The organism is Microcoleus sp. N9_A2, from assembly GCF_036701775.1.
Taxonomy (GTDB): domain Bacteria; phylum Cyanobacteriota; class Cyanobacteriia; order Cyanobacteriales; family Microcoleaceae; genus Microcoleus.
The window spans coordinates 1-21576 of sequence record NZ_JAUBRH010000046.1 but is presented as its reverse complement, the minus strand read 5'-3'; the positions used below and the strand labels follow the sequence as shown (position 1 = coordinate 21576).

The 21576-nt window shown below is 45.8% G+C and carries 20 protein-coding genes; 8 read left to right on the top strand and 12 right to left on the bottom strand.

All coding sequences use genetic code 11. From position 1 onward, the window contains the following. Positions 1-20 precede the first annotated feature (20 nt). On the bottom strand, positions 21-344 hold the full coding sequence (locus tag QUA44_RS22100) for a hypothetical protein (protein WP_333254379.1): 324 nt from the start codon (positions 342-344) through the stop codon (positions 21-23). A 104-nt stretch (positions 345-448) separates the two neighbouring features. After that, positions 449-619, bottom strand: a complete 171-nt coding sequence (locus tag QUA44_RS22095; RefSeq protein WP_333254432.1) for a glycogen-binding domain-containing protein — start codon at positions 617-619, stop codon at positions 449-451. Between the two features lie 769 nt (positions 620-1388). Here QUA44_RS22095 and QUA44_RS22090 point away from each other — a divergent pair. Further along, on the top strand, positions 1389-1637 hold the full coding sequence (locus QUA44_RS22090) for a hypothetical protein (protein WP_333254377.1): 249 nt from the start codon (positions 1389-1391) through the stop codon (positions 1635-1637). A 161-nt stretch (positions 1638-1798) separates the two neighbouring features. Here QUA44_RS22090 and QUA44_RS22085 read toward each other — a convergent pair whose 3' ends face one another. Together QUA44_RS22085 and QUA44_RS22080 are read right to left on the bottom strand one after the other, a co-directional pair. Continuing rightward, positions 1799-2644 carry a cyanophycinase gene (locus QUA44_RS22085; RefSeq protein ID WP_333254375.1) on the bottom strand — a complete coding sequence of 282 codons (846 nt, stop codon included), beginning with the start codon at positions 2642-2644 and terminating at the stop codon, positions 1799-1801. 492 nt (positions 2645-3136) lie between these two features. Beyond that, complete coding sequence (locus tag QUA44_RS22080) at positions 3137-3334, bottom strand: hypothetical protein (RefSeq protein WP_006632734.1); 198 nt, start codon at positions 3332-3334, stop codon at positions 3137-3139. A gap of 381 nt (positions 3335-3715) precedes the next feature. On the opposite strand from QUA44_RS22080, the gene QUA44_RS22075 reads away from it, so the two are divergent. From QUA44_RS22075 to coaBC, 4 genes are all read left to right on the top strand, one after another. Continuing rightward, the gene (locus tag QUA44_RS22075) at positions 3716-5626 is read left to right on the top strand and encodes an ATP-binding protein (protein ID WP_333254373.1); all 1911 of its coding nucleotides are present in this window, start codon (positions 3716-3718) and stop codon (positions 5624-5626) included. 291 nt (positions 5627-5917) lie between these two features. Beyond that, positions 5918-6544, top strand: a complete 627-nt coding sequence (locus QUA44_RS22070) for an alpha/beta hydrolase (protein WP_333254371.1) — start codon at positions 5918-5920, stop codon at positions 6542-6544. Positions 6545-6591: 47 nt separating this feature from the next. After that, on the top strand, positions 6592-6804 hold the full coding sequence (gene isiD / locus QUA44_RS22065) for a protein IsiD (RefSeq protein ID WP_106150386.1): 213 nt from the start codon (positions 6592-6594) through the stop codon (positions 6802-6804). 408 nt (positions 6805-7212) lie between these two features. Further along, complete coding sequence (coaBC, locus tag QUA44_RS22060; RefSeq protein WP_333254368.1) at positions 7213-8412, top strand: bifunctional phosphopantothenoylcysteine decarboxylase/phosphopantothenate--cysteine ligase CoaBC; 1200 nt, start codon at positions 7213-7215, stop codon at positions 8410-8412. Positions 8413-8649: 237 nt separating this feature from the next. Here the strand turns inward: coaBC and QUA44_RS22055 are convergent, their stop codons facing one another. From QUA44_RS22055 to QUA44_RS22040, 4 genes are read right to left on the bottom strand one after another with little or no spacing between them, the layout of a single operon-like run. Further along, complete coding sequence (locus tag QUA44_RS22055) at positions 8650-9021, bottom strand: transcriptional regulator (RefSeq protein ID WP_333309928.1); 372 nt, start codon at positions 9019-9021, stop codon at positions 8650-8652. Beyond that, entirely contained in the window at positions 9005-9352 is a 348-nt protein-coding gene (locus QUA44_RS22050; RefSeq protein WP_333254364.1) for a type II toxin-antitoxin system RelE/ParE family toxin, read from the bottom strand. Before QUA44_RS22050 ends, QUA44_RS22055 begins: the two co-directional genes overlap by 17 nt. 4 nt (positions 9353-9356) lie before the next feature. Further along, positions 9357-9734 carry a transcriptional regulator gene (locus QUA44_RS22045; RefSeq protein ID WP_333254362.1) on the bottom strand — a complete coding sequence of 126 codons (378 nt, stop codon included), beginning with the start codon at positions 9732-9734 and terminating at the stop codon, positions 9357-9359. Then, positions 9706-10050, bottom strand: coding sequence for a type II toxin-antitoxin system RelE/ParE family toxin (locus tag QUA44_RS22040; protein WP_333254360.1), 345 nt, complete (start codon positions 10048-10050; stop codon positions 9706-9708). The genes QUA44_RS22045 and QUA44_RS22040 overlap by 29 nt, the downstream gene beginning before the upstream one ends. Positions 10051-10200: 150 nt before the next feature. Between QUA44_RS22040 and QUA44_RS22035 the strand changes: the two genes are divergently transcribed. Next, positions 10201-10674, top strand: coding sequence for a hypothetical protein (locus QUA44_RS22035; protein ID WP_333254357.1), 474 nt, complete (start codon positions 10201-10203; stop codon positions 10672-10674). Positions 10675-10776: 102 nt separating this feature from the next. On the opposite strand, the gene QUA44_RS22030 is transcribed toward QUA44_RS22035, so the two are convergent. The 4 genes from QUA44_RS22030 to QUA44_RS22015 form a co-directional block, all read right to left on the bottom strand. Continuing rightward, positions 10777-12459, bottom strand: coding sequence for a DUF262 domain-containing HNH endonuclease family protein (locus tag QUA44_RS22030; RefSeq protein WP_333254355.1), 1683 nt, complete (start codon positions 12457-12459; stop codon positions 10777-10779). Between the two features lie 159 nt (positions 12460-12618). Next, entirely contained in the window at positions 12619-13689 is a 1071-nt protein-coding gene (locus QUA44_RS22025; protein WP_333254353.1) for an aromatic ring-hydroxylating dioxygenase subunit alpha, read from the bottom strand. Next, on the bottom strand, positions 13689-14375 hold the full coding sequence (locus tag QUA44_RS22020; protein ID WP_333254351.1) for a class I SAM-dependent methyltransferase: 687 nt from the start codon (positions 14373-14375) through the stop codon (positions 13689-13691). Before QUA44_RS22020 ends, QUA44_RS22025 begins: the two co-directional genes overlap by 1 nt. Before the next feature lie 434 nt (positions 14376-14809). Next, positions 14810-16810 (bottom strand): FAD-dependent oxidoreductase, encoded by a 2001-nt coding sequence (locus QUA44_RS22015; RefSeq protein ID WP_445243735.1) that lies wholly within the window; start codon positions 16808-16810, stop codon positions 14810-14812. A gap of 804 nt (positions 16811-17614) precedes the next feature. Between QUA44_RS22015 and QUA44_RS22010 the strand changes: the two genes are divergently transcribed. Continuing rightward, positions 17615-19222 (top strand): CHAT domain-containing protein, encoded by a 1608-nt coding sequence (locus tag QUA44_RS22010; RefSeq protein WP_333254347.1) that lies wholly within the window; start codon positions 17615-17617, stop codon positions 19220-19222. 126 nt (positions 19223-19348) lie between these two features. Further along, complete coding sequence (locus tag QUA44_RS22005; protein ID WP_333254345.1) at positions 19349-21436, top strand: hypothetical protein; 2088 nt, start codon at positions 19349-19351, stop codon at positions 21434-21436. Positions 21437-21576 lie beyond the last annotated feature (140 nt).

Here is a 21576-nt window from a genome sequence, read left to right as displayed (position 1 = left end):
TTAGCGCGTTTAAAAGCCGCTTATTGATCGATATCCCGAAATCTGGCTTCGGCCAGCAAGTGATCACGGTTGTGACTGGCTAAATAATTGAGCACATTAGTTGTGTTTTGATAGCCTTGTCGTTTGGCATCCAAAACTTGCTTAAGCTTTTCGATATCGAAAGTCTTCACCCCCAGATTTTCTATGGCAAAAATGCGAAAACTTTCGTGCCAGCACCCGTCCATCTGCCCGTCTGCTGCGACGAGTTCGGAAAGTTCAGGAATGTGTTCTGCTATGTTGTAAAATGGCTTATTATCGGCGGTTTTTTTCGCTTCACGAGTTATCCAGTGTAAGCTATTCAGCATTTAAATTGTATATCAAAAAACAATCAAAGTTTTGTGGGGTGTCCCGCCCGCCTCGAATAAGCAATTTAAATGCGCGACAGCTTAGTGCGGTTAATTTCAGTCGCTTAGGGGTCATTGACTTCTACCCATTCGTCCGGTTCAAAACAGGGACTTTGCGACTGAACTCGGAATTTGTAATGATAAATACCGTTTTCTAACTTAATGTTAGTCCGGAAATAACCTTGGTCATCTTTTTCTAAGGGAATTTCTGCCCATTTGGAAAAGGAGCCGAGCAGTTTAGCTGCTTTGTTGTTGGAAGCGAAGAGTTTGAATTCAATTCCAGCGGCTATTAATACCTTGTTTGCAGAACTTATAAGTGTGATTAGTATTGATTTTTACCATTTTGCAAATCTGTCGCCATCGTTCTTAAGAGTTAAACCTGTAACTCTTATGTTGTCAGGTACTTGGGCGCGCAGCCGGAGGATTTAGTAGTAGACACCCTAGCGATTGAGTAAGGTGCGCCGCTAAGCACCCGGAGGCCAGATTTAAATCAATCAAAAATGTAGTTAAAGTAACTAAAAAATATTAAGGGCTGTTTATGAAAAGTAATTTAACTTTTGATAACTAGATAAATCGTGGTGAATATTTAAAATTTGTAACTAAAGAAACATTTTTTACACTCCAGGAATAATACCGTAGAAAGATGTCATTTTATGCGGAAACAGCGACGATCAGCTTGTAATTATAAGGCAAGGGAAACCAGAAACATGAATCCTTTATTCAACTGGGTTTTCCTGGGACTTTAAGCCAAGTTTGAGCCGAGAATAGCAATTATTATTTTTGCTTATGTCTTGGCAGCACTTGTTTTATAGTTTTTGATCGGCAAACTTTGTAGAACCAAAATCAGCTTTAACGACTGCTGCTACCTCAGTAATTGGTAATTGGTGAAAATCTCATTCGTCCCTGTTACCCGTTAGATATTCCGAGCAGTGGCTCTAAGGCTCTAAAAGTTTAATGTGGGATGTTGGCGAATTACCGTTACTGTAAAACTCTGGAGTGTTAAAAATGCTAAAACAAATGTGTTGGTTGCCCAGACTCGGAGGCAATGGAGAAAAGATATTGCACTTGCGTACCGATGCCCGTCAGGCGTGGCGGCCTTATACAGCTTTTCCGCAATACGCTGCACCCGACTACCGGGAACCGGGCGGTTCTAACGGATGGGCAACCTTTCAGAAGCTGAGAGTTCAAGGGTGGAATTTAATATCGACTGAAGAAGGGCAGCAGTCGAGTTTTGGCGAACAGAAAAGTGCTTAAAAAATCTGAAACCACAGCAATAAAAGAAGAGGTAAAATCCTCTTCTTTTTATTAGTTTTGGAGACAGAAACTGGGCTTTTAACCATCCTACTTGGTAGAAGGGGTAAGGTGTGCAGTGCTCACCTTACATAATTTTAAGATGTTTGCCAGTTGCAAGTAAATTAGGCGATCGCCCTTTCTTTCTCTGCTGTAGTTGCTACGTTATGGAGCACCGGCTGGCGAGTTTTTAAGTTAAACCGGTATCCGTGGGGGAGGATGTGCAGCTTGGCACCGCAAATCGCCAAAGCCTCATCCTTCAAAAGTCCATCTAAATTGTCGTGGAGTTTTTCCGACTCGTCGATGACAGTTACAGCGTTTTCGCCAATGACTTCAAACTCGTCACCGCTGACTAAAATAGCTGTATTTTCGTCAATACCAAATCCCAACACGGCAGGTTGCAGCAAGAGTGCGGAAACTAAACGTCCCAGACGACCTCGCTGGGCGAAATGCTGGTCGATGACCACACCGGGAAGGAAACCCATTCCCGGGCCCATTGCTACCACCTCAACGCGGGGATTTGTCTCGGAGTCTCCTTCAATAATCATCATGTCTGGCATCATCGCCGCGCCGGCACTGGTGCCACTAATGATAATCCCTTCAGAGTAGCGTTTGTGCATAGCTGCGTCGAGTTTGGTGTCTTTCAAGCAGTTAATAATCCGCGCTTGCTCTCCGCCGGTAAAGAATATGCCAGTGGCTTGTTCGATCGCTTCTAAATAATCTGGATTGTTGGCATCTTCTGGTCTCTGGGTGTCAACAACTCGCACATCTTCAGCGCCGAGTCGCTCAAACACTCGGATGTAATTATCTCCTACTTCTCCCGGCAGGCTTGTCGCAGCAGTCATGACAACAATGCGGGCTTTAGTGCCTCCGGCGCACCGCAAGAATTCCCGCAGAATTTTGCAGTCCCCGTCTTTGTCTTCCGCCCCACCAATAATTAGCAACTTCCCCTGACTTTCGTTGCTCGCCATATTATCTCCACTTTTAATTTATTAAATTTCAATAAAACATAAAATTCCTTTTTCCGAAAACTGCCAAAAGGTATATATAGATACAAAAAAATCTCAGACTTCTACCCCTCCAGCACGCACACAGCAAGGGTGATGTGGGTATTTACCAGAAAGAATTGGTTTAAAGCCCCAACCCTTGTAGGGAGAAATTAAAAGAAGACTATTCATTACTCCAATCCTCGGACTTCCAGGTAGAGGTCGCACTCATCTGTCAACTGTCAACTGTCAACTGTCAACTGTCAACTGTCAACTGAATCATCCTCGATGATCGACCAAAAAAACTTACCCCCCCTAACAGGAGATAGGAGGGGTCAAGAAATGAGCTTAAATTACAGGGCTGACGCGCGCGCGGTGATCAATCCGGTTTCTGATCCGATTCTTTGCTAATCCTCCTCTAATTGCTCGTAGAAATCAGATTGATGAGCGTCAGTCCTTAATTAGTCCGATCGCCCGTTAGTGCGATCGCTCGATCAAATTGCTCAATATGGTACTAGCCCGTTCTAAAGGTAGGTGTCTGGGTTTGCCGTTCCAGACAATCTGATATTCGTTGCTGTTTTGACCATCGCCGTAGCCAGAAATTAGTTTCCGGTGAAATGCTTCCTCAGCTAAGTGGTGAACTTTGTCCCTGAGAGCAGTTTGTGCGATCTTCATAATTTGCTGCCTCTTAAATTTTCTTTCACTGTCATAAACAATTATAAGTACACAGTGTACCTCTCCAAAGTTATAGTTTTTTTTGGGGAGGGGGAAAGAAGTAGTCATTAGTCATAAGTGCTTAGTTATGAATGCTTAGTCATGAATGCTTAGTCATGAATGCTTAGTCGGATCTTTAAGGAAGAAGGAATATTTTCCCACTCTCACCCTCTCCCCCTCTCCCCATCTCCCCTACTATCCCACTCCCCGTCTGCCGCGATGCTGAAGGCAGAATTGGTCAGAGTGTTTGTATCAACTGCTGCCATATCTATGCCTGCGGGTAGTATCTAATGCACCGGCAAGAGAGTTAACGTGAAAAATTAACGAAAAGGAGGTTAGAAAATGCTGCAAGAAAAAAGCACCGAAACAGCCCGGGTCAATGCTAGAAAAACCGATGTTTTTGATGTTTTCAACTTCAAACACTATATCGGGCCCAACCCTTATTTAGACACCGCGGCTTTAGTTTTTGATTTAGCGGTAACGGACGCGAGCGAACCTTTGCCGATCGCACATTACCATAAAATTATTGGCGATCGCTACCCGCAACTGCTGCACGAAACTTTCTCGAACCACGCTCAACTGTTCGGTCGTACCGCCTCAGAAGTAGCAAAACTCGACATGGGCTTACACTTCCAACACTGGAACATCAAGCCATTTTCTCAGTTTCACAGAATTAGCATAGAAGCACTTCACGCCCGCAGCGCCAGAGCCGTAGTTTACGCAGTTTGGGATTGGTTTGAAGCCATCAATCAAAATCAAGACTTTCCCTTGGAAGCACAAATGGGCGCGCTGCAAAATATGTTCCGGCAGTCAGTTTACGGAGGCCCGACAGTTTATTCGTTAATGCGATCGGCATCCCAAAAAGGCATTCCCGCATTTTATTTGTGGGATGAAGGACTAATGCAATATGGGTACGGCAAAAAACTCGTTCGCGGCTCTGCAACTACCTTTGATTCTGACAGCCACTTAGACTCAGATTTTACCACGCGCAAAGACGATTGTAAAGCTTTTCTCGCTACATTAGGATTTCCTGTTCCCAAAGGCGATATCGTCTCTACAGAAAACGGAACTCTGGCAGTTGCTAGAGAAATTGGCTACCCAGTTGCTATCAAACCAGTAGTCGGTCATAAAGGAATTGGCGTAACAGCAGATGTCCGAGATGGTGAGGAATTGCAGGCAGCTTTTAAAAGAGCAGTTAAGGCTATTCCCGAAACAGACCCGGTGCGAGTAATTGTGGAAAACAGCATCAAAGGATCGGATTTTAGGCTGCTATGCGTTGACGGCAAATTTGTTTCTGCAACTGAACGCCGGCCCGCGTCGGTAGCAGGTGATGGCGACTCAACAATTCGCGAATTGATCCGCCGTGAAAACCGCAAACCAGAACGTTTGGATACGCCAACTTCGGCGATGAGCAAAATTCAGTCCGACGAAGCGATGGAAATGTATCTGGAAGAACAAGGGCTGTCATTGGATAGTGTCCTAGAGCGCGATCGCACTGTGTCTCTACGCAAAGTCGCTAATCTTTCCGCAGGCGGCGTCAGCATCGACGCTACCCGCAATATTCACCCAGATAACATTGTTTTGGCTCAAGATATCGCCCTACATTTTCGATTAACTTGTTTGGGGGTTGATGTGGTAACAGAAACTCTCGCCAAATCTTGGAAAACCGGCAATTTTGGGATTATCGAGATCAATGCCGCGCCGGGAATTTTTATGCACCTCAACCCCGCTGTCGGAGAAGGTGTTGATGTGCCTTCGCATATTATCGAAACTTTCTTTGACTCTGGAAAATCCGCCAGAATTCCGATTATTACTTTCAACCGAATTTCGGTGCACGAACTGCAAGAAACAATCGACCACATTCTGTTGCAGCATCCCGATTGGACAATCGGTGCTGTTTGTCGCGGTGGACTTTTTGTTAACCGTTCTGAAAAAGTTTTGAATAAGAATTACCATCTGAACTTGCAAAGTTTGCTGCGGAATCCCAAGCTCGATTTGTTAATTGCTGAATATCCCGAAGATATTTTGGAAGCTGAGGGAATGTTTTATCGGGGCAGCAATATGGTGGTGCTGGACAATCCGGGAGAAACTGAGATGATGTTGGTCAGAGAAAGCACCGATCAGGATACTGTTGTGCTGAGGGAAGGAAGTAGTGTTTCTATTCGTCGCCAGGGGTTGATCGAACAGTATACTCTGGGAGATGAGGAACCGTTTACACGGGTTTATTTGAAGGAAATAGGGACTGTTTTGTAAGCGGCGGATTGCTACTTGGGTAAGGTCGCAGCGCACCCTAAATTTAACAGTTAGTCAGGTGCGGATTGACTTAGGTAAGGTGGGCTGTGGCGCACCCGGAGCTTAACAGTTGACAGTTGACAGTTGACTTCGGAGTGCGATTTTTTTAGGCAGGGGATTTAAGCCCCTGCCTAAAAACAATCCACCTAAAGGTGGGGGCTTAAATCCCCTGTGCTTCGGTTAACAGTTGGGTTTTACTCGCCGTGACAATTTATAATTGTAGCAAGGCCAGATTACCAATTATTAACTACGATGTCTTTACAATCTATTAGCATTCCGCCCACAACCGATCGCAAACCTGTCGCTTTAATTGTCGCTTTGCACGGATGGGGTGCTAATGCTCGGGATTTGACTTCTTTAGCACCGGCTTTCAATTTGCCGGATTATCAGTTTGTGTTTCCCGATGCTCCGTTTCCCCATCCGCAGGTAATGGGCGGCAAAGCGTGGTATGACCTGGCCAACAAAGATGCTCAGGGATTGATAGAAAGCAGGCAATTGCTGAAGGAATTGTTGCTGTCTTTGGAAAGCAGCACGGGGGTGCCTTTGTCTCGGACGATTTTAGGGGGCTTTTCTCAAGGCGGAGCGATGACTCTGGATGTGGGCTTGACTTTGCCCGTAGCGGGTTTAATTTGTCTGAGCGGTTATTTGCACTCGTCGATTTCGCCGGTTGCTGGGAGTGCTTTGCCGCCTGTTTTAATCGTGCACGGTACTCAAGATACCATTGTTCCCGTTAGTGCTGCGGTGCGATCGCGCGACAGTTTGACTGCTTGGGGATCTCAGGTGCAGTATCGAGAATTTAACATGGGACACGAGATTCTGCCGGAAGTTGTAGATGTAATGCGAAGTTTTGTTGTAGAAACTGTGTCGAAATGTGATTAAAGGCTTAGTATATAGTATGGCGGAAGTCTAGGGCAGGGGTAAAAAACATGAAAACTTTAACCAAAGCATCGCGCGATATTGCTGTACTTACTTCTCAGGACGTGGCAGAATTGGCTGTCCGTTTGGAGGTTGACGATTATACTGATCCTTTTGAGGGGTTGAATGATTGGCATTTGTTGCGATCGCTTGCCTTTCAGCGGCCGGAGATGGTTGAACCTTATCTCCACCTTCTGGATATGGAAGCCTACGACGAAGCATAGGCTTGAAAATCTAGCTTAAAAATTTCGACGGAATTGAGGAAGAAGTTAGCAGCATTTTTTGTTGCGGATTGAACAGATGAATTATAGATTGTTGTCTGTTTTAATCTCAACTTCTTTCTTGATTTTTTTTTTATGATAAAATACACCTCTTGGATAAATATTTGATTGATACGGAAACCGCAGATGCAAGGCGGATAAACACAGATAAACGCAGATAATTTCAAGAATTGAGAGCGAATGAGTGCAATCTTGTCTAATGACCAATACGGTTTAGTTAGCACTGTTTATTGCGCGGAGATCCCCCTAAATCCCCCTTAAGAAGGGGGACTTTGAGAGCTTCTTGTTCCCCCCTTCTTAAGGGGTGTGCCAGGGAGATCGGACTTAACTGAATTGTATTGGTCTAATGACATGAAAGGTAGGCGGATTTTAATCGGTGTTAGTGGCGGGATTGCTGCTTATAAAGTTTGTGAAGTAATTTCAACTTTGGCGAAGGCTGGAGCTGATGTTAAAGTGATTGTTACTGATGCGGCCCTTGAGTTTGTAACGCCTTTGACTTTTGCTACTCTTTCCCGCCATCCTGCTTTTACGGACAAAGATTTTTGGCAAGCAAATCACGGTCGCCCGCTGCACATTCAACTGGGAGAATGGGCGGAAGTTTTTGCGATCGCTCCTTTGACTGCTAATACTTTGGCGAAGTTGGCGGGGGGTTTTGCTGATAATTTGCTGACTAATACTGTTTTGGCTTCTACTTGCCCTATTTTGCTGGCACCGGCGATGAATACGGATATGTGGGAACAGCCTGCGGTGCAGCGGAATTGGCGGGAAGTGTTGACTTATCGGCGCTATCACGCGGCGAATCCGGGGGCGGGAATGCTGGCGTGCGATCGCGCGGGTGTTGGCCGGATGGCAGAACCTGGTGAGATTTTGCCTCATATTGAGTCGCTTTTGTATACGAAGGGCGATCGAGATTTAGCGGCCAAACGGGTGTTAATCAGCGCGGGAGGAACGCGGGAACACTTAGATCCGGTGAGGTTTATCGGCAATCCTTCGACGGGCAAAATGGGCGTAGCTTTGGCGCAAGCTGCACAGCATCGAGGGGCGACTGTGACGCTGGTACATAGTATCACTGGCGAATTACCTCTGTCAGGCGTGCGGGCGATCGCCGTTACGAGTGCCCAAGAAATGCGGCAGGCGATGCTGGAATGCTTTCACGATGCGGATTTGACGGTGATGGCGGCTGCGGTGGCGGATGTGAAACCGGCTGATTATAGTAGTGAGAAATTGCCGAAGCGATCGCTCCCGAATGCTTTACCGTTAGCACCAGTAGCGGATATTGTGGCAGAGTTGGGGAACCTAAAACAGCCGCACCAAAAACTCATTGGGTTTGCTGCACAAACTGGGGATATTGTCAAGCCTGCACTGGAGAAATTGCGGGCGAAGAAGCTGGATGTAATTGCCGCAAACCCGATCGATCAAATAGGTGCAGGTTTCGGCAGCAATACCAATCAAGCAATATTAATTAATGCCGCCGGAAAGCAAGTAGAAATAGCACCTTGCAGCAAGCTAGAAATGGCTCACCGATTGTTAGATTTTGTGATGGAGGGGTGATATGATGCTCGGTGAATTAACGACAATATTTGTAGGGGCGGGTTAACCAAAAATCTTTGATTCACATTCAAAATATCTATAAACCCGCCCTGACTGATGCACAGAATGCGATCGGTGCGGTGAATTAACGACAATATTTGTAGGGGCGGGTTAACCAAAAATCTTTGATTCACATTCAGAATATCTATAAACCCGCCCCTACTACCGATGCACAGAATGCGATCGACCTGCAACTTCTTATAAATTAGCAGGTTCTGGGGATAACTCTAATTCCCCAATTTCCGTTGATTCCGACTCAGCCGACAACTCAATATCTGCGACAGTAATTTCTAGTTTAAATCCTAACGCTTCGAGCAATTCTACCAAAGTGTAAATTTCCGAACCTCCACTTTCAGTCAGCATCTGATCAAGTTTTTCATGATGCTCTTTTGCTGACTCCGAAAGAACATTCATCCTGACGCGGGCCTCAATCACCTTTCTGATGGCATTTCTCAGGAGTGCTGGTTCTGGGTCTTTTTCTTCTAAAATAGCCCCGATAAAATCACCAGCGTGTTCGGCATCTTTGAGAGATTCAATTAGGGACTCATAATAGCTATCGCTGGTAGGCATTTTCATTTCTTTCATAGTCGGCTGAATACTCCTTCGCTTTGAGAATATCTTGTTCTTGGGTACTTTTATCCCCACTACAGAGGAGAAGTACAATTGTCTCTCCTACTTGTCTAAAATAAATCCGGTAGCCCGGGCCGTAGTTGATCCTGAGTTCAAAAACTCCTTGTCCTACTAACTTATAATCCCCAAAATTGCCGAGGATAACTCGCTCAAGCCTTGCATCAATCTTAACTTGGGCTTTGCCATCTCGTAGGGAATAGTACCACTCTAAGAAAGGAATCCTGCCATCGGGTCGGATGTAACGTCGAATTTCCCTGGGTTGTACTTCCATAATTTTATCGCACTTGCTCGGCAATTTCTATCGTAGGGCGATCCGTAGTACATTCAGCAGACAACTCAATATCAGCCATATTAATTTCTAGTTTAAATCCTAACGCTTCGAGCAGTGCTACCAAACTATAGATTTCCGAACCTGCACTTTCGGTCAACATCTTGTCAAGCTTTTCCCATTGAAGTTGAGCTGACTCTGATAAATTGTTGAACTTTAGCCGAGAATCTACAACGTCTTTGAGTACCATTTGGAGCAATTTAGGTTCATCGCTGGCTTCTGTCAATGTCACCTCGATATAACCTGCTGCTTCTTGGGCATTTCTCAGAGATTCGATCAGAAATTCTTGGTAACTCCTACTCGTTGGTGCTTTCACGTCTTTCATAGTCTCTCCAATATTGAATAGCTTTGCCAATATCTCGCTCTTGAGTGCTCTTATCTCCACCTATTAGCAGAAGTACAATTGTTAGCCCGACTTGTCCAAAGTAAAGGCGATATCCAGGGCCAAAGTCAATTTTGAGTTCAAAAACTCCTTCTCCGACGGACTTACAATCTCCTAGATTACCAGTCATGACTCGCTTAAGCCTTAACCGAATCCTATTTTTGCCTGTGGTATCCCGGAGCGAGTTATACCAATCTTCAAAAGGATTTGTCCCATCTGCTCTCAGGTAGTTGCGAATTTCCCTGGGTTGTATCTCCATAATTTTATCGTAATTGATTGACAATTCCTATCGTAAGTGCGATGACAGTGCATTAAGTGGGCAAATCATACTTAAGACAGAGGCATTCTACCGACAAAATAGTAAACCTTGTTTGAGGAAACAAAGTTTAAATCAAACAGGGGATTGTGAATGAACTTTAAATCGATCGCAAAAACCAATCTACTATTCGGCAGCCTGATAATTAGCCTCGGACTGCAAGCACTTCCAGCCGCAGCGCAAGCAGTCACCGACGCGCAAGTTTCCGCCCTTGTAGAAGCGCTGCGACAAGCCGCCCCGCCACAAACCGCAAATGACGGAATGTACAGTCAGTGGCAAGTTTTACCCAACAATATTTCCCGCTGGGCCAAATTTTGTACCAAACAAGATTTAACACCGCAACAATTTGAGGCCGACGCGACAAAAGCCAAATCAATTGTTACCTGTATCGTAGGCGATTTGCTACGCGACGAATACAAAGCTAGCAGCAACAATGAATTAACCGCCATACGCCGTGCCGCTTGCTGGTGGATGACTGGGGAATCCGCAGCTTGCAAAAGTGGCGCAACTGCTACTTTTGCGGAGAAAGTTGTCAAAGTTTACCAGCAGCAGCGGCCTAAAAAGTAAAGTTTGTGCTGGCGGAATTTAGATGTTTTTGACCGCAGATGGACGCAGATGGTTTTGTGCTGATGGACAGATAATAGGAATTGGATATCAAATTCAATTATCCTATAAGCGCCAAAGATTCTTGAGAACATTAATCAGCTCTTTCTGTCGTCGAGCGATTACTTCTGGCGTCCATTCCTGTTCCCGCAGCACTTGGGTAGTAAGCACAAAGGGTGAAACGCCCGTTTTAGTAGTGAAATACTTCTGCTTTTTTACCTCAAAATCATAATTTTGGGCCAGACTGTTTTTCGCACAAGATAGCAAAACTAAGTTGCCAAGACGATGCACATATTGATCGCGCTCTTGCTGACTAGGAAACGACTTCATCCACTCACTATTAGGCCCTGGATTTTGGGGAAGTACGTGCTCGACAGTAATGTTGGAGAAGTTGTAAGATGCTTCACCTTCTGACAGAGCAGCATCTAAGCGCAGCAAAACATAACGACGAATTTTTTGAATTAGGTAAAGGTCACTATCGAGGACTCTAAGGATATTGTTTGACTCTTCAGGAGTAAACTGGAGCGGTGAATTGGAATTGAATAAATCTTCCTCTTGCTCAATAGCAGTAAGCAATTTGCTGTAACGTTCAATGCGCTCATTGATATTGGCGCGGACAATCATTAAACCTGCGGCTAGGCGGTCTAAATCTATAAAGAAACGCACCAAATTATCGGGGTTATTACGGTTGCGAGATAGGTAGAGAATAGCAGGTGGTAGCCAGTCAAAATTATCAATTTTGTTTAACCATTTAAATAATTGATTAATTTCCTCTGCACGCCGCTCGCTTTCATAGGTTAAGTTTTGAATTTCCGAAAAAGCCTTAGCATAAGGAGCTAAAATTTCATCAATGAATTGCTGAGGCCCAGCCGCAGGATTGATGTTTTCTTGAAACTCTTTAAGGATACTCTTGCTAAGTTTTTTCTTTTCCTTAATCATGCGAATATGAGAAAACAAATCTTTGAATAACTCGCGTCCCAGATTCTCCTCGGTATCTTCCCACTTTTTAGTATATTTTTCTTGTTGGCTTTCGGGTATTTTTCCGATAATGTCCGCTTTCAAGATATCAGTTATGGAGAGATCCAATCCCCTGTTGTTCAACACAGAAAATATCCGATATGCAGAGTCAAAGTCAGGCGTAGAAACCACTACCAAGAAGCACTGGGTAATGATGAACTGGGCAAGACGTATACGGTGGGATTCCGCGATAGTCTGCAAACGTTGCAAGAATAAATGTGCATTTTCTTTAATAAGCTTCTGACTATCCATCAGCTCAGCACTGTTGAATTCTTTGAGCTTGTAAATACCACCTTCATTTTGAATATATTCCTTAAAAAATTCTGCGTCTCGCTCGCGCAAAGTCAGACGGTAACGATTAGAGATATTCGCGATTAAGCTGCCTTTTTGGTATAGATAAGTGGTCAAGTCATTGGCGTGTTCTGTTGGCAATGATGCCCTGAGAGCAGCTAGTAGTATGGTGAGAGTCGTTAGACGTTGCTGACCATCTACAATTTCAGCGGCTGGCTGCTCCGATTTAATCAAAACAATGCTGCCGAGAAAGTACGGGTTGAGTTCATCAATCGTCTCGTTACCATCTCCCAAGAATGCTAGCAGGTCTTCCAGCAGTTCCCCAGCTTCCTCCTTTGTCCAAGCATAGGGACGCTGGTAGAGGGGAATGGTGAACATAAAGTCATCGCTAAAGATTTTTCTAATGGGGTGTTCCTCACCCTTGATGCTGACACGGTTCATGCTGGAGTCCTGTGTTAGGTGTGGTTGGTAATTGCTTCTCGAAAGTCAATTTTCTCTGTTACAAGAATACCATGCTCAAGCTTGGAAGAGCTAACTCTCAACTTAGCCTGTGCAGACGGGTTTCATTCGTCCCGCCGTAGGTTTCAATCTGCGACTGAATTACCCATTTTCCGCCTGGTTTCTCATCAACTTTTGCACACTCCCCAACGCCCGATTTAATTCATAACTCTTTCTTTCCGAATTATGCAAAAAAGCCTGCTGTTCTTCTTCAATCATTAACACATCCTGCCGCACCAAACCATCTAATAACTTTTGAGCGGCACCGAACAAACTATCTTTAATAAACCTGCGAAACCAAACAGGCAATTTGTGCAGCCGCCAAAACGCATTTAATGAGGTAAAATGAATTAAATAAGCGCGAGTTGCTGTCTCGCTTACCGGACAAACTAAGCAGTAAATCTTAAAATCGCTTCCCAAACTTGAAACCCAGTGCGGGTAAACGTAACTCACCTCTAGCGGTTCCGGGTGCAGCTTCCGCAGAGATTTAAAAAACAACTGGGAAATTGACCATATTTTATCTATTTTGTAATAACTTTGTGCCTGATAGCAAGCTGTTACTTGATGCTCGTCTTCTGTTAAAGTATCTAATACTGGATTTGCCCAAGCTTGCCAATCATCGTGCAAGTGTCCGTGGTACATATCCATCAAGTTTTCAATTAAAAATGAATAGTGTGCCTGACAGTCGATGACTGAAACTGTGGCAATATAATTGAGATGTTCCCACTCTGGTAAGTCTAATAAATCTATTTTTGTGGCTTGGGTTGCGTCGCCGGGAAACAGCCAGATAAAACCGTTTTGTTCCTTGACTGGATAGGAGCGAATTTTGCAGTTAGGTAGCTTTTGATTTTCTGCTAAATAATCGACTTCGGCGCATTCTCCCCTTGCATTTAACCGCCATCCGTGGTAAGCGCATTCGATTAAATCGCCTTTAATTTTGCCGTGGCTGAGTTTGACTTGTCGGTGCGGGCACCTGTCTTCTAAAGCGTTGATTTTTCCTGCACTGTCGCGGAAAAGCACGATCGCCCGATGCCACAATATCACAGGTAGTGGCTGAGTTTGCACCTCTGTACTGCGGGCGATCGCATACCACCGATCGAGATTAATGCCCAACTCGCGGATGTGAGTTTTTTGTTCTCTTCCAGATACCAATTTTATCGCGTTGTTTTGCATTACAAATGTTCCCAGATTACGCCCATAAAACAACCCAATTTTACAAAATAACAGCCCGGAAAGCAATGACCGTAAATTTTTCTAAATCTCCGTTCTGACAAATACCTATCGCTAGCTAAATGCTTCAACCACCCAGGCGACAATCGAAATTTTAATAATCTTGAAGCATTGCGAAATCCGTAGGTGGAACAGTCGGGAATAAAATCTCTTGCTGCACCTAATATGTAGCTTATTGTAGCAGGTGTTTCGACTTCCGAAATATTATCTAAAAAGACGATTTTTCCCTGGGGATTTAACAATTTTTTAATTGCATCTAGGGCGGCGGGGAGGTTGGGCAGGTGGTGGAAAGTGGCAGCACTAACTATTAAATCAAATTGGCGATCGAGGGCTAATTGACTGGCATCCATTTGGATGTATTCGATATTGGGTGCTGACCGTTTTTGACGGGCGATTGCCAGCATTTTTGCAGAGAAATCCACGGCGACTACATGATCGTAATACTGGGCTAATTCAAAAGCAAGAATTCCCGAACCGCAGCCAATATCTAATGCTGCACCTTTGCTAGCCGATAGGTTTTTAATAAAGAAATCCTTCTGGCTTTGCAAGGTGGCGGCGAAATCGTATTCTGTTGCAAAAGCATCAAACATTACAGATTTATTGCGAATTTTGCAGTTACTCTTCAGCATCTATTATTGCTTTATACTGATTAAATAATATTTTAACCGCAGATGCACCCAGCTCAACGCAGATATTTTTTTTGTTTCCAAGCTCTGCCTTTTCCCCTCATGGAAACCACACCCACAAACTGTAACTCATCTTAAAAAAAGAATGCAACTGCAGGAAAGCTCCAAACCCTACTTGAATCAGTCATTCCCATTTCTTCACATCTAAAATCTAAAATCTAAGGAATCAGAATTAAATAACCTGCTATGCGTGATTTTCTTGTGGGATGGGCCAGAAAGCCCGTCTATAAGGGACGGGCTTTCTGGCCCATCCCACAGGCTTATGCAAATTATTTAATTCACGATCCTAAAATCTAAAATGGTATGGCTGGGGGCTGGTTTCACCGAGAATAGCAGCCGATAATTGACGATTTATAAAACCCGCCCCGCTGCAAACCTTAGATTTTTAATACGCCTTCGGGATTTACCGTCAAGAGCGATCGCCTCTGCAAACCCTCCTGATATAAAATAGCATTAGCGGCCAACAAACCGCTGCTCACTGCCCTTTCCATTAAACCGCAAGGAAACGGCATTTTTACCCAATCTCCCGCAAACAAAAGATTGGGTACAGCGCAGCAAGTCTCCGGTCTTTCGGCATAACTACCGGGCGGATATCCAGAGAAATTCTTTTGATTTACCAATTCCCGGTGCAGCATATTTGCCTCTTTTAATTCCGGCACAATTTCGTACAATTCTTGCTCAAAAGTCGCCAGCAAAACTTCCTGATTCGGAAATTCCTTCTCCTTGTAACAATAAGCGTGCAGTTCCACAACACTACCACCAGTTTTTTGATTCCACTCGATGAACTGATCCTGAATTTTGTGGTAAAGCGTGATGCTGTCAGTCAGTTTGTACCCGGAAAGCGAACTGAAATTGCTGTGTTCCCAGGGAAATTCGCGATCGAACCAAAAACGCCCAACCGCAAACGGATCGGCTATTTTCAAGCTCTCAATCCGGCTGTGTACCTGCGGATTTACCTCACCGCTGGCTAAACTAAACAAATGCTGCATCCCCGGAACATCTGCCGCAAAAACATAGTAATCAGCATTCAATGTTTCTCCCAAATTCTGCGGCTGCGACTTGTTCGCGGCGGCGGCCAACTGTACCTCATCTGCTTTTTTATCGACTACCTTAAATCGAGGCAAATCCCGTTGAGCAGGCCCGCTCACAACTCGCCCTTCGGCATCAAAAACTGCCCCGTGACAAGGACAGTGAAATTGACCGTCGTTCTGTTTCTGAACTGTGCAGCCTTGGTGAGTGCAGCTCAGAGAAATTGCTTCTTTTCCTCCGGGTGCGCTGGCAAATACGCTGTCTCCAGCGCCGAAATATTCGGTAAAGTTGATGTCAGTTAATAGCGTGTTTCGTTTCACCCAAAAAGGAACTTTACTTTGCACGCCTCCCGACTGGTAAGTCAAAGAATCAATCTGACCGTTTTCCCAGTGTATGTTACTAACTGCGACATCTGTTAATACTTTGCCACCTTTACTTTCAATGGCTTTGGCAATCGGCTGCACCAAACTCGTGCCCATATCTTGCCGCGTGCCGTTGAAGGCCAAACCCTCTGGATTTCCGAAAAAATAAAAGTGGAAAAATTGCATTAATTCTCCCGCGCTCAATTCGTCGGGAGCGTTGAGGCTGGATTTGGCAAAAGGCAGAAAATACAAGTCATAAAGTCCGCGCGGAAATTCACCTTTTACCCAGTCTGCAACTGATATATTGTCGAGGCGATCGAAAGTTTTTTGCGTTTGAAAACCGCCGATTTCTCGAAACACTTGCCAGTGAGCTGGTTTTGTCAGATTGATTCCCCACTTGAGCCGATTTGGGGAAGATATCCCCAAATCAACTATATTCCAGGGAAAAGCTGAATGGTTGGGACGGAAAACTTCGGGTTTGTATTTGCCGTCTCTAAACAGAACGGCGTAGGATTCTAAAGATACAAAGTTATCAGTAATTTCTAGTTCTTCAACCACACTTTTAAGGTTGTAGTATTGCGGAAAAAAACCGTGGAAACCGTGTTCCATCATAAAAGTTTCGTTCCCGACTTGTATCGGCCAACTAGCAATTTTGCCACCGAGTTGGGGCGATTTGTCGAGCAATGTTACGGCGAAACCTCGCTGGGAGAGTTCGTAAGCACAGGCGAGCCCGGCTAAGCCGCCCCCGACAACTGCAACGGTTTTGCGGTTATTCAGCATTCGCGGCAAGTCAAGAGAATCTTGCACAAAAATGGTGGGCTCTGGCTTGGAAAATCGAGAGTAGCCCAGCAGCCCGCCGGCGGCACCGACTCCGAGGAATTTGAGGGCGGTTCTTCGAGAAATTGGTTGGGATTGTGGTGGATTGGTTAATTGACTCATCAGCGGTACGCGATAACGGGCTTTAAACACAAGGACGCCATAAGGCATATATCATAGACTCAAAGCAGGATATGTGAAGAAATACTAAGACGCATCCCCCGATCGGATCGCGATCCTCTTCGAGGGCTTCGCTAACGCACCGTGCCAAGTTCGATCGCACACAATGTATCGTGGAAGGAAGCCGGCTTTAGTTATCTAGGAGAAAAGCAAGAACAAAGAAGGAAAAAGCGATCGACCGCATAGCGTAAAATCCTCTCAATAATTAAGTGTTTTTATTTATGTTGCTCAACTCTTGGCAACCGCCGCCAATGATGTTAAAAAACTAGGAGATTTTCAGGCAAAATCTTAGGCAAAAGGCAGTCTCGGCGAAGTGTACGAAATAACCTGGCAGATATCCGAGGCAAAACAATTAACCAGTGGAGCTTTAAGTAATTTGGGGCGAAAAAACTTAACTATTTTAAAATCAGTAAATACAGAGAATATATCTACTGAGGTAACTCAATATATCGGCGATCTATGCAGGGTATTCCTCGCTTAATACCAACACAAAACCATATTAAAACTGAGAAATGGGATGTGTCGCAAAAAATCAAATACGCCCGTATAGGTAATGCCGGTTAAACTCACATCTTTCACCATTCTTAAGAACGGGCAAGATGCCCGTTCCACAAAAGATGAATTTTTTGTGGAACAGGCCGGAAAGCCTGTTCATAAAAGGATTATTGAGAATGGTGCAACATCTCAGTTAAATGTACCTGGCTGCTATGTAGAAAACAGGACTTAGGTGAAGAAACGCGGTTTTTGCGTAAGCCCTGTTTATGCAAAACCCCTGCATAAATTACAAACTTTTACATGAATCGCGAATTTCTTGGTGTGGGGACTTTGTTGGTGCTGGTATCCACACCCTGGGGTAGATATTTGGGGTTGGTCTTGAATGCTAGAATCGTGCCGCGATCGCCAGCACAGTCAAAATTCCCACCCACATCCAAACTTTTGCCAACTGCTGCCGCCAACGGCGCCATTAACCGCCCCAAAATCATGCACTACCAATCCCAGCAGCAACGCCAAAAACACACGACTCAGAAAAAAATTAAAAACGCTATTTTTTACTGTTTGATAGCAATATTTTTCTGCTGGAGCACCGCAAACCTCGCTACAATTGCCCAAAACACAGACCAGGGCGGGCCGGGCGGGCAAGAAATGAGAAATTTGCTCGATCGGGGAAACCTCACCGAAGCCGTAACCAGAATCGAAGAAAGCTGGGAAGAAGACTATCAAACATACTTTGAACAAGACTTTGAAACCCGTGCGAAAACCGCCGAAGCAATATCAAAAACTCTCTCCCGCCTAGCAGTTCAAACAAAGAAAAAACCAGCTTTAATTTACGCTATCCCGCGCACCGACCAACTAGAATTAATCTTAATATTGCCCGATCGGCCGCCCATTCTCCGCAGCGTCCCGTCAGCCAAACAAGAGAAACTCCTGTCAGTAGTCCAAGAATTAGGCAGCGAAATCACCAACCCCGTAAAACTCAACACCACCACCTATCTAGAACCAGCGCAACAACTATACAAATGGATAGTTGCACCCCTAGAAACAGATTTGCAAACAGCAAAAATTGAAACCTTGCTGTTCTGCGTCGGCGCAGGTTTGCGAACCGTACCCCTAGCAGCAATGCACGACGGAAAGCAATTTCTGATCCAAAAATACAGCCTCACCCGCATCCCCGCATTCAAACTCACAGACAGCAATTACACCGACCTCAGAAACGTGCAAGTCCTAGCAATGGGAGCATCAGATTTCGCAGAAACGGCGAACAAAGAACCGCTGCCAGCAGTGCCATTAGAATTGAGCGCGATCGCCCGACAGTGGCCCGGTCAATCCTTTCTCAACGAAGATTTCACCATAGTAAACTTGCAATCCCAGCGACTGCAACAAAAATACGGAATCATCCACCTTGCCACCCACGCCGAATTCCGCCCCGGAACCCCAAATAACTCCTACATTCAATTTTGGGACACCCAATTAGGTCTCGATCAAATGAGAGATTTAAAATGGAACAATCCGCCCCTCGAACTGTTAGTATTAAGCGCCTGTAGAACCGCCTTGGGAGACAAAGAAGCAGAACTCGGATTTGCCGGATTAGCACTGCAATCAGGAGCAAAATCAGCCCTCGCCAGCCTGTGGTACGTCAGCGATGCGGGGACTCTCGCCCTGATGACAGAGTTTTACCAGCAGTTAAAAATCCGCAGGCCAAACGACCCTCCCATCATTAAAGCTGAAGCTCTCAGGCAAGCACAAATTGCCGCGATCAAAGGCAAGGTGACGATCCAAGACGGTCAACTGCGAAGTGCCCGAGGCGACATTCCCTTGCCCCCGTCCATCCCCAAACTCGACAGCAAAGATTTATCCCATCCGTATTATTGGGCAGCTTTCAGCATAATCGGCAGTCCTTGGTAAGTGGGCCTCTTGACCGACAGTGGTGATAGGCTATAAAACATAAGTAATTTATATCTGTAGCTGTCGCTCAACAAACCACCACCAACCTGTGACGAATCAAGCGGGAGCCTTCAAGGGGAAAGAAAGATGAAAAAATTAGAATTTTTGCTACAGAAAGAAGGCGATCGCGCCTGGTTGCCCCTAGAAACCTCCGACGTGGAAATTCTAGAAGGTAAATACCGTGTTGTTGCTCGCATTCAGCACCCCAACACCGACATCGAAATTCGTGTTACCCATACTTCCTTCGACGAAGGGGCGCAGCGGAAAGTCCAAAGCCGATCGGCCCGCACCAACCCCGAAGGATTAGTCGTGATCATTCCCTACACCAGGCTCAAACCCGGACTGTGGGAACTCTCCTGCTTGCCAGATCCCCAATCAACACCGCTAAAACCTTGGCAGTACGGCGTTCAGTTGGAAGTATTGCCCGCAGAATCAGAAACCTCCGAACCCTTACCGCCGATCGACCAAACCGAACCCGCAACTTCCCCCGCAGCCCCACAAATTGCAGCACCGGTCGATCGCGCAGCCCCACAAATTGCAGCACCGGTTGATCGCCCCGCACCAACCCAAATCCCAGCAGCCGCTGAGGCACCGCCGCAGACCAAAATCTACCAATTCCCAATTCCCCAAACCCCCGAACCCAAACCGGGCGTCAAACTCGAACTCGTCCTCGATCAAGAAACCTTCGTCACCCAACTCGGTCGCCCCTTAATCATTTCCGGCAAAATCGACATTCCCCAACCCCCCCAACAAAGCAGAAAAACAGCAACTATCATCCCCGAATCCGAAGCGATAGAACTCAAACAACTCATCGGTTCAGCACAACTGCAAATTTACCTGCGCGACCCCCAAACCTCAAAAATTCTCGCAGAAATCCAGCAGCCGATGCCAGAACAAGTTCCCCCCTGCATCTTTGCCTGCGTCACCTACATCCCAACCGAGTGCAAAAGCCGCCTCATTTTAGGAGAAGCAATTCTCAGCAGCGGCGGCGTCACCCTAGCCACCAAACTATTCACAATTACAGCCCGTTTAGAGCACCTTCTACAGGAAATTAAAGACAATTTCATCGAAGAAAAGCATCAAGCTGAACCCTCCCCAACAGCCTCAAAACCGTCTGGAAGCGCCAAAAATATATCCTTCCTCAAGCTAGTAGAAAAATCCTTAGACCCTCCCTCCCCCGCCGAACCCCCAAGCAAGGAAGCGCTACCCCCTCTACTGGCTTCGCGTCACACCCCAAGTGCAGGTGGCTTAGAACTGCCCGCATTCGGCAACAAACTGCCCGACAGCAGCCGATCGCAATTGCTGTCGGAAATCTCCAATTCGCCTCAAACTGCCGCAGAGTCGATCGACCCACAAACCAAACCCTCAGACATCCCAACTTCCCCTAAAACAGCGGAAATCGGAGCGATCGACCAAAAACCCGAAAACAGCCCAGAACTAGAAACAACCGCCCCCGAAACCCAGCCAGCACCCACAAAACAGGCATTTCAAACCTTAAACGTCGAAAGTCGATTTTGGTCGCGACTGAGTTCCTTAGCCAGCAACGACGAATCCCCCGACTGGCTCAAAGCAACCACCCTGTCCCCAACTCCAACAGCCGCCGCAAATAGCAGCGACGAAATTGCCGTTGTGGAAGAAAGCAGCCCAACCCAACAGCAACCCGAAACCACGGAAACAAATTCCGACCCCAAATCCACTAGCCCGGAAGCCAGAGAATTTGTGGTTTTTGACGAACCCCCGCAACCGAAACAAGTTGGTCAAAAAACCACAACTGTCGCCGCAGAAGACACTCCCCCGACTCCCTACGTTTTGCCAGAAGACGAGTTAGTACCGATGCCAATTTTGGAATTGCCGCGCGCCGAAATCATCGCGGGCCAGGCTGTAAAAGTGCAAGTGCAACTGCCGGAATTAATGCCCCGGATTTATGTGAAAGTTTGGGTGTACGATCGACAAACCTACCTGATTCTCGACGGGCCGCGCTGGATTACCGAATTTAAACCTAACGGGCTAGGAAACGTCCGAGCAAGTATCGAGTTAGAGATTCCCTACGGCTGCATGGAAGTCGAATTTGAGGCGATCGCCGTCGAAATGCAAACTCAGCGGGAAAGTCACAAAGTAAGTGTTCACCGCCAAGTTTTACCCCCAGCCGGGCCAACTTTACCCCTAGATGGGTAAGCCAAAATCCGCGTGCATCCGCGTTAATCCGCTGACATCTGCGGTTAAAAATTTGTACTTAGGATTGACACTCTCAGGGCTGAAGCCACTGAGATTCTGCGGACAAAGCAGCTTTAGGTAACACCCAAAGTTTTACTCTC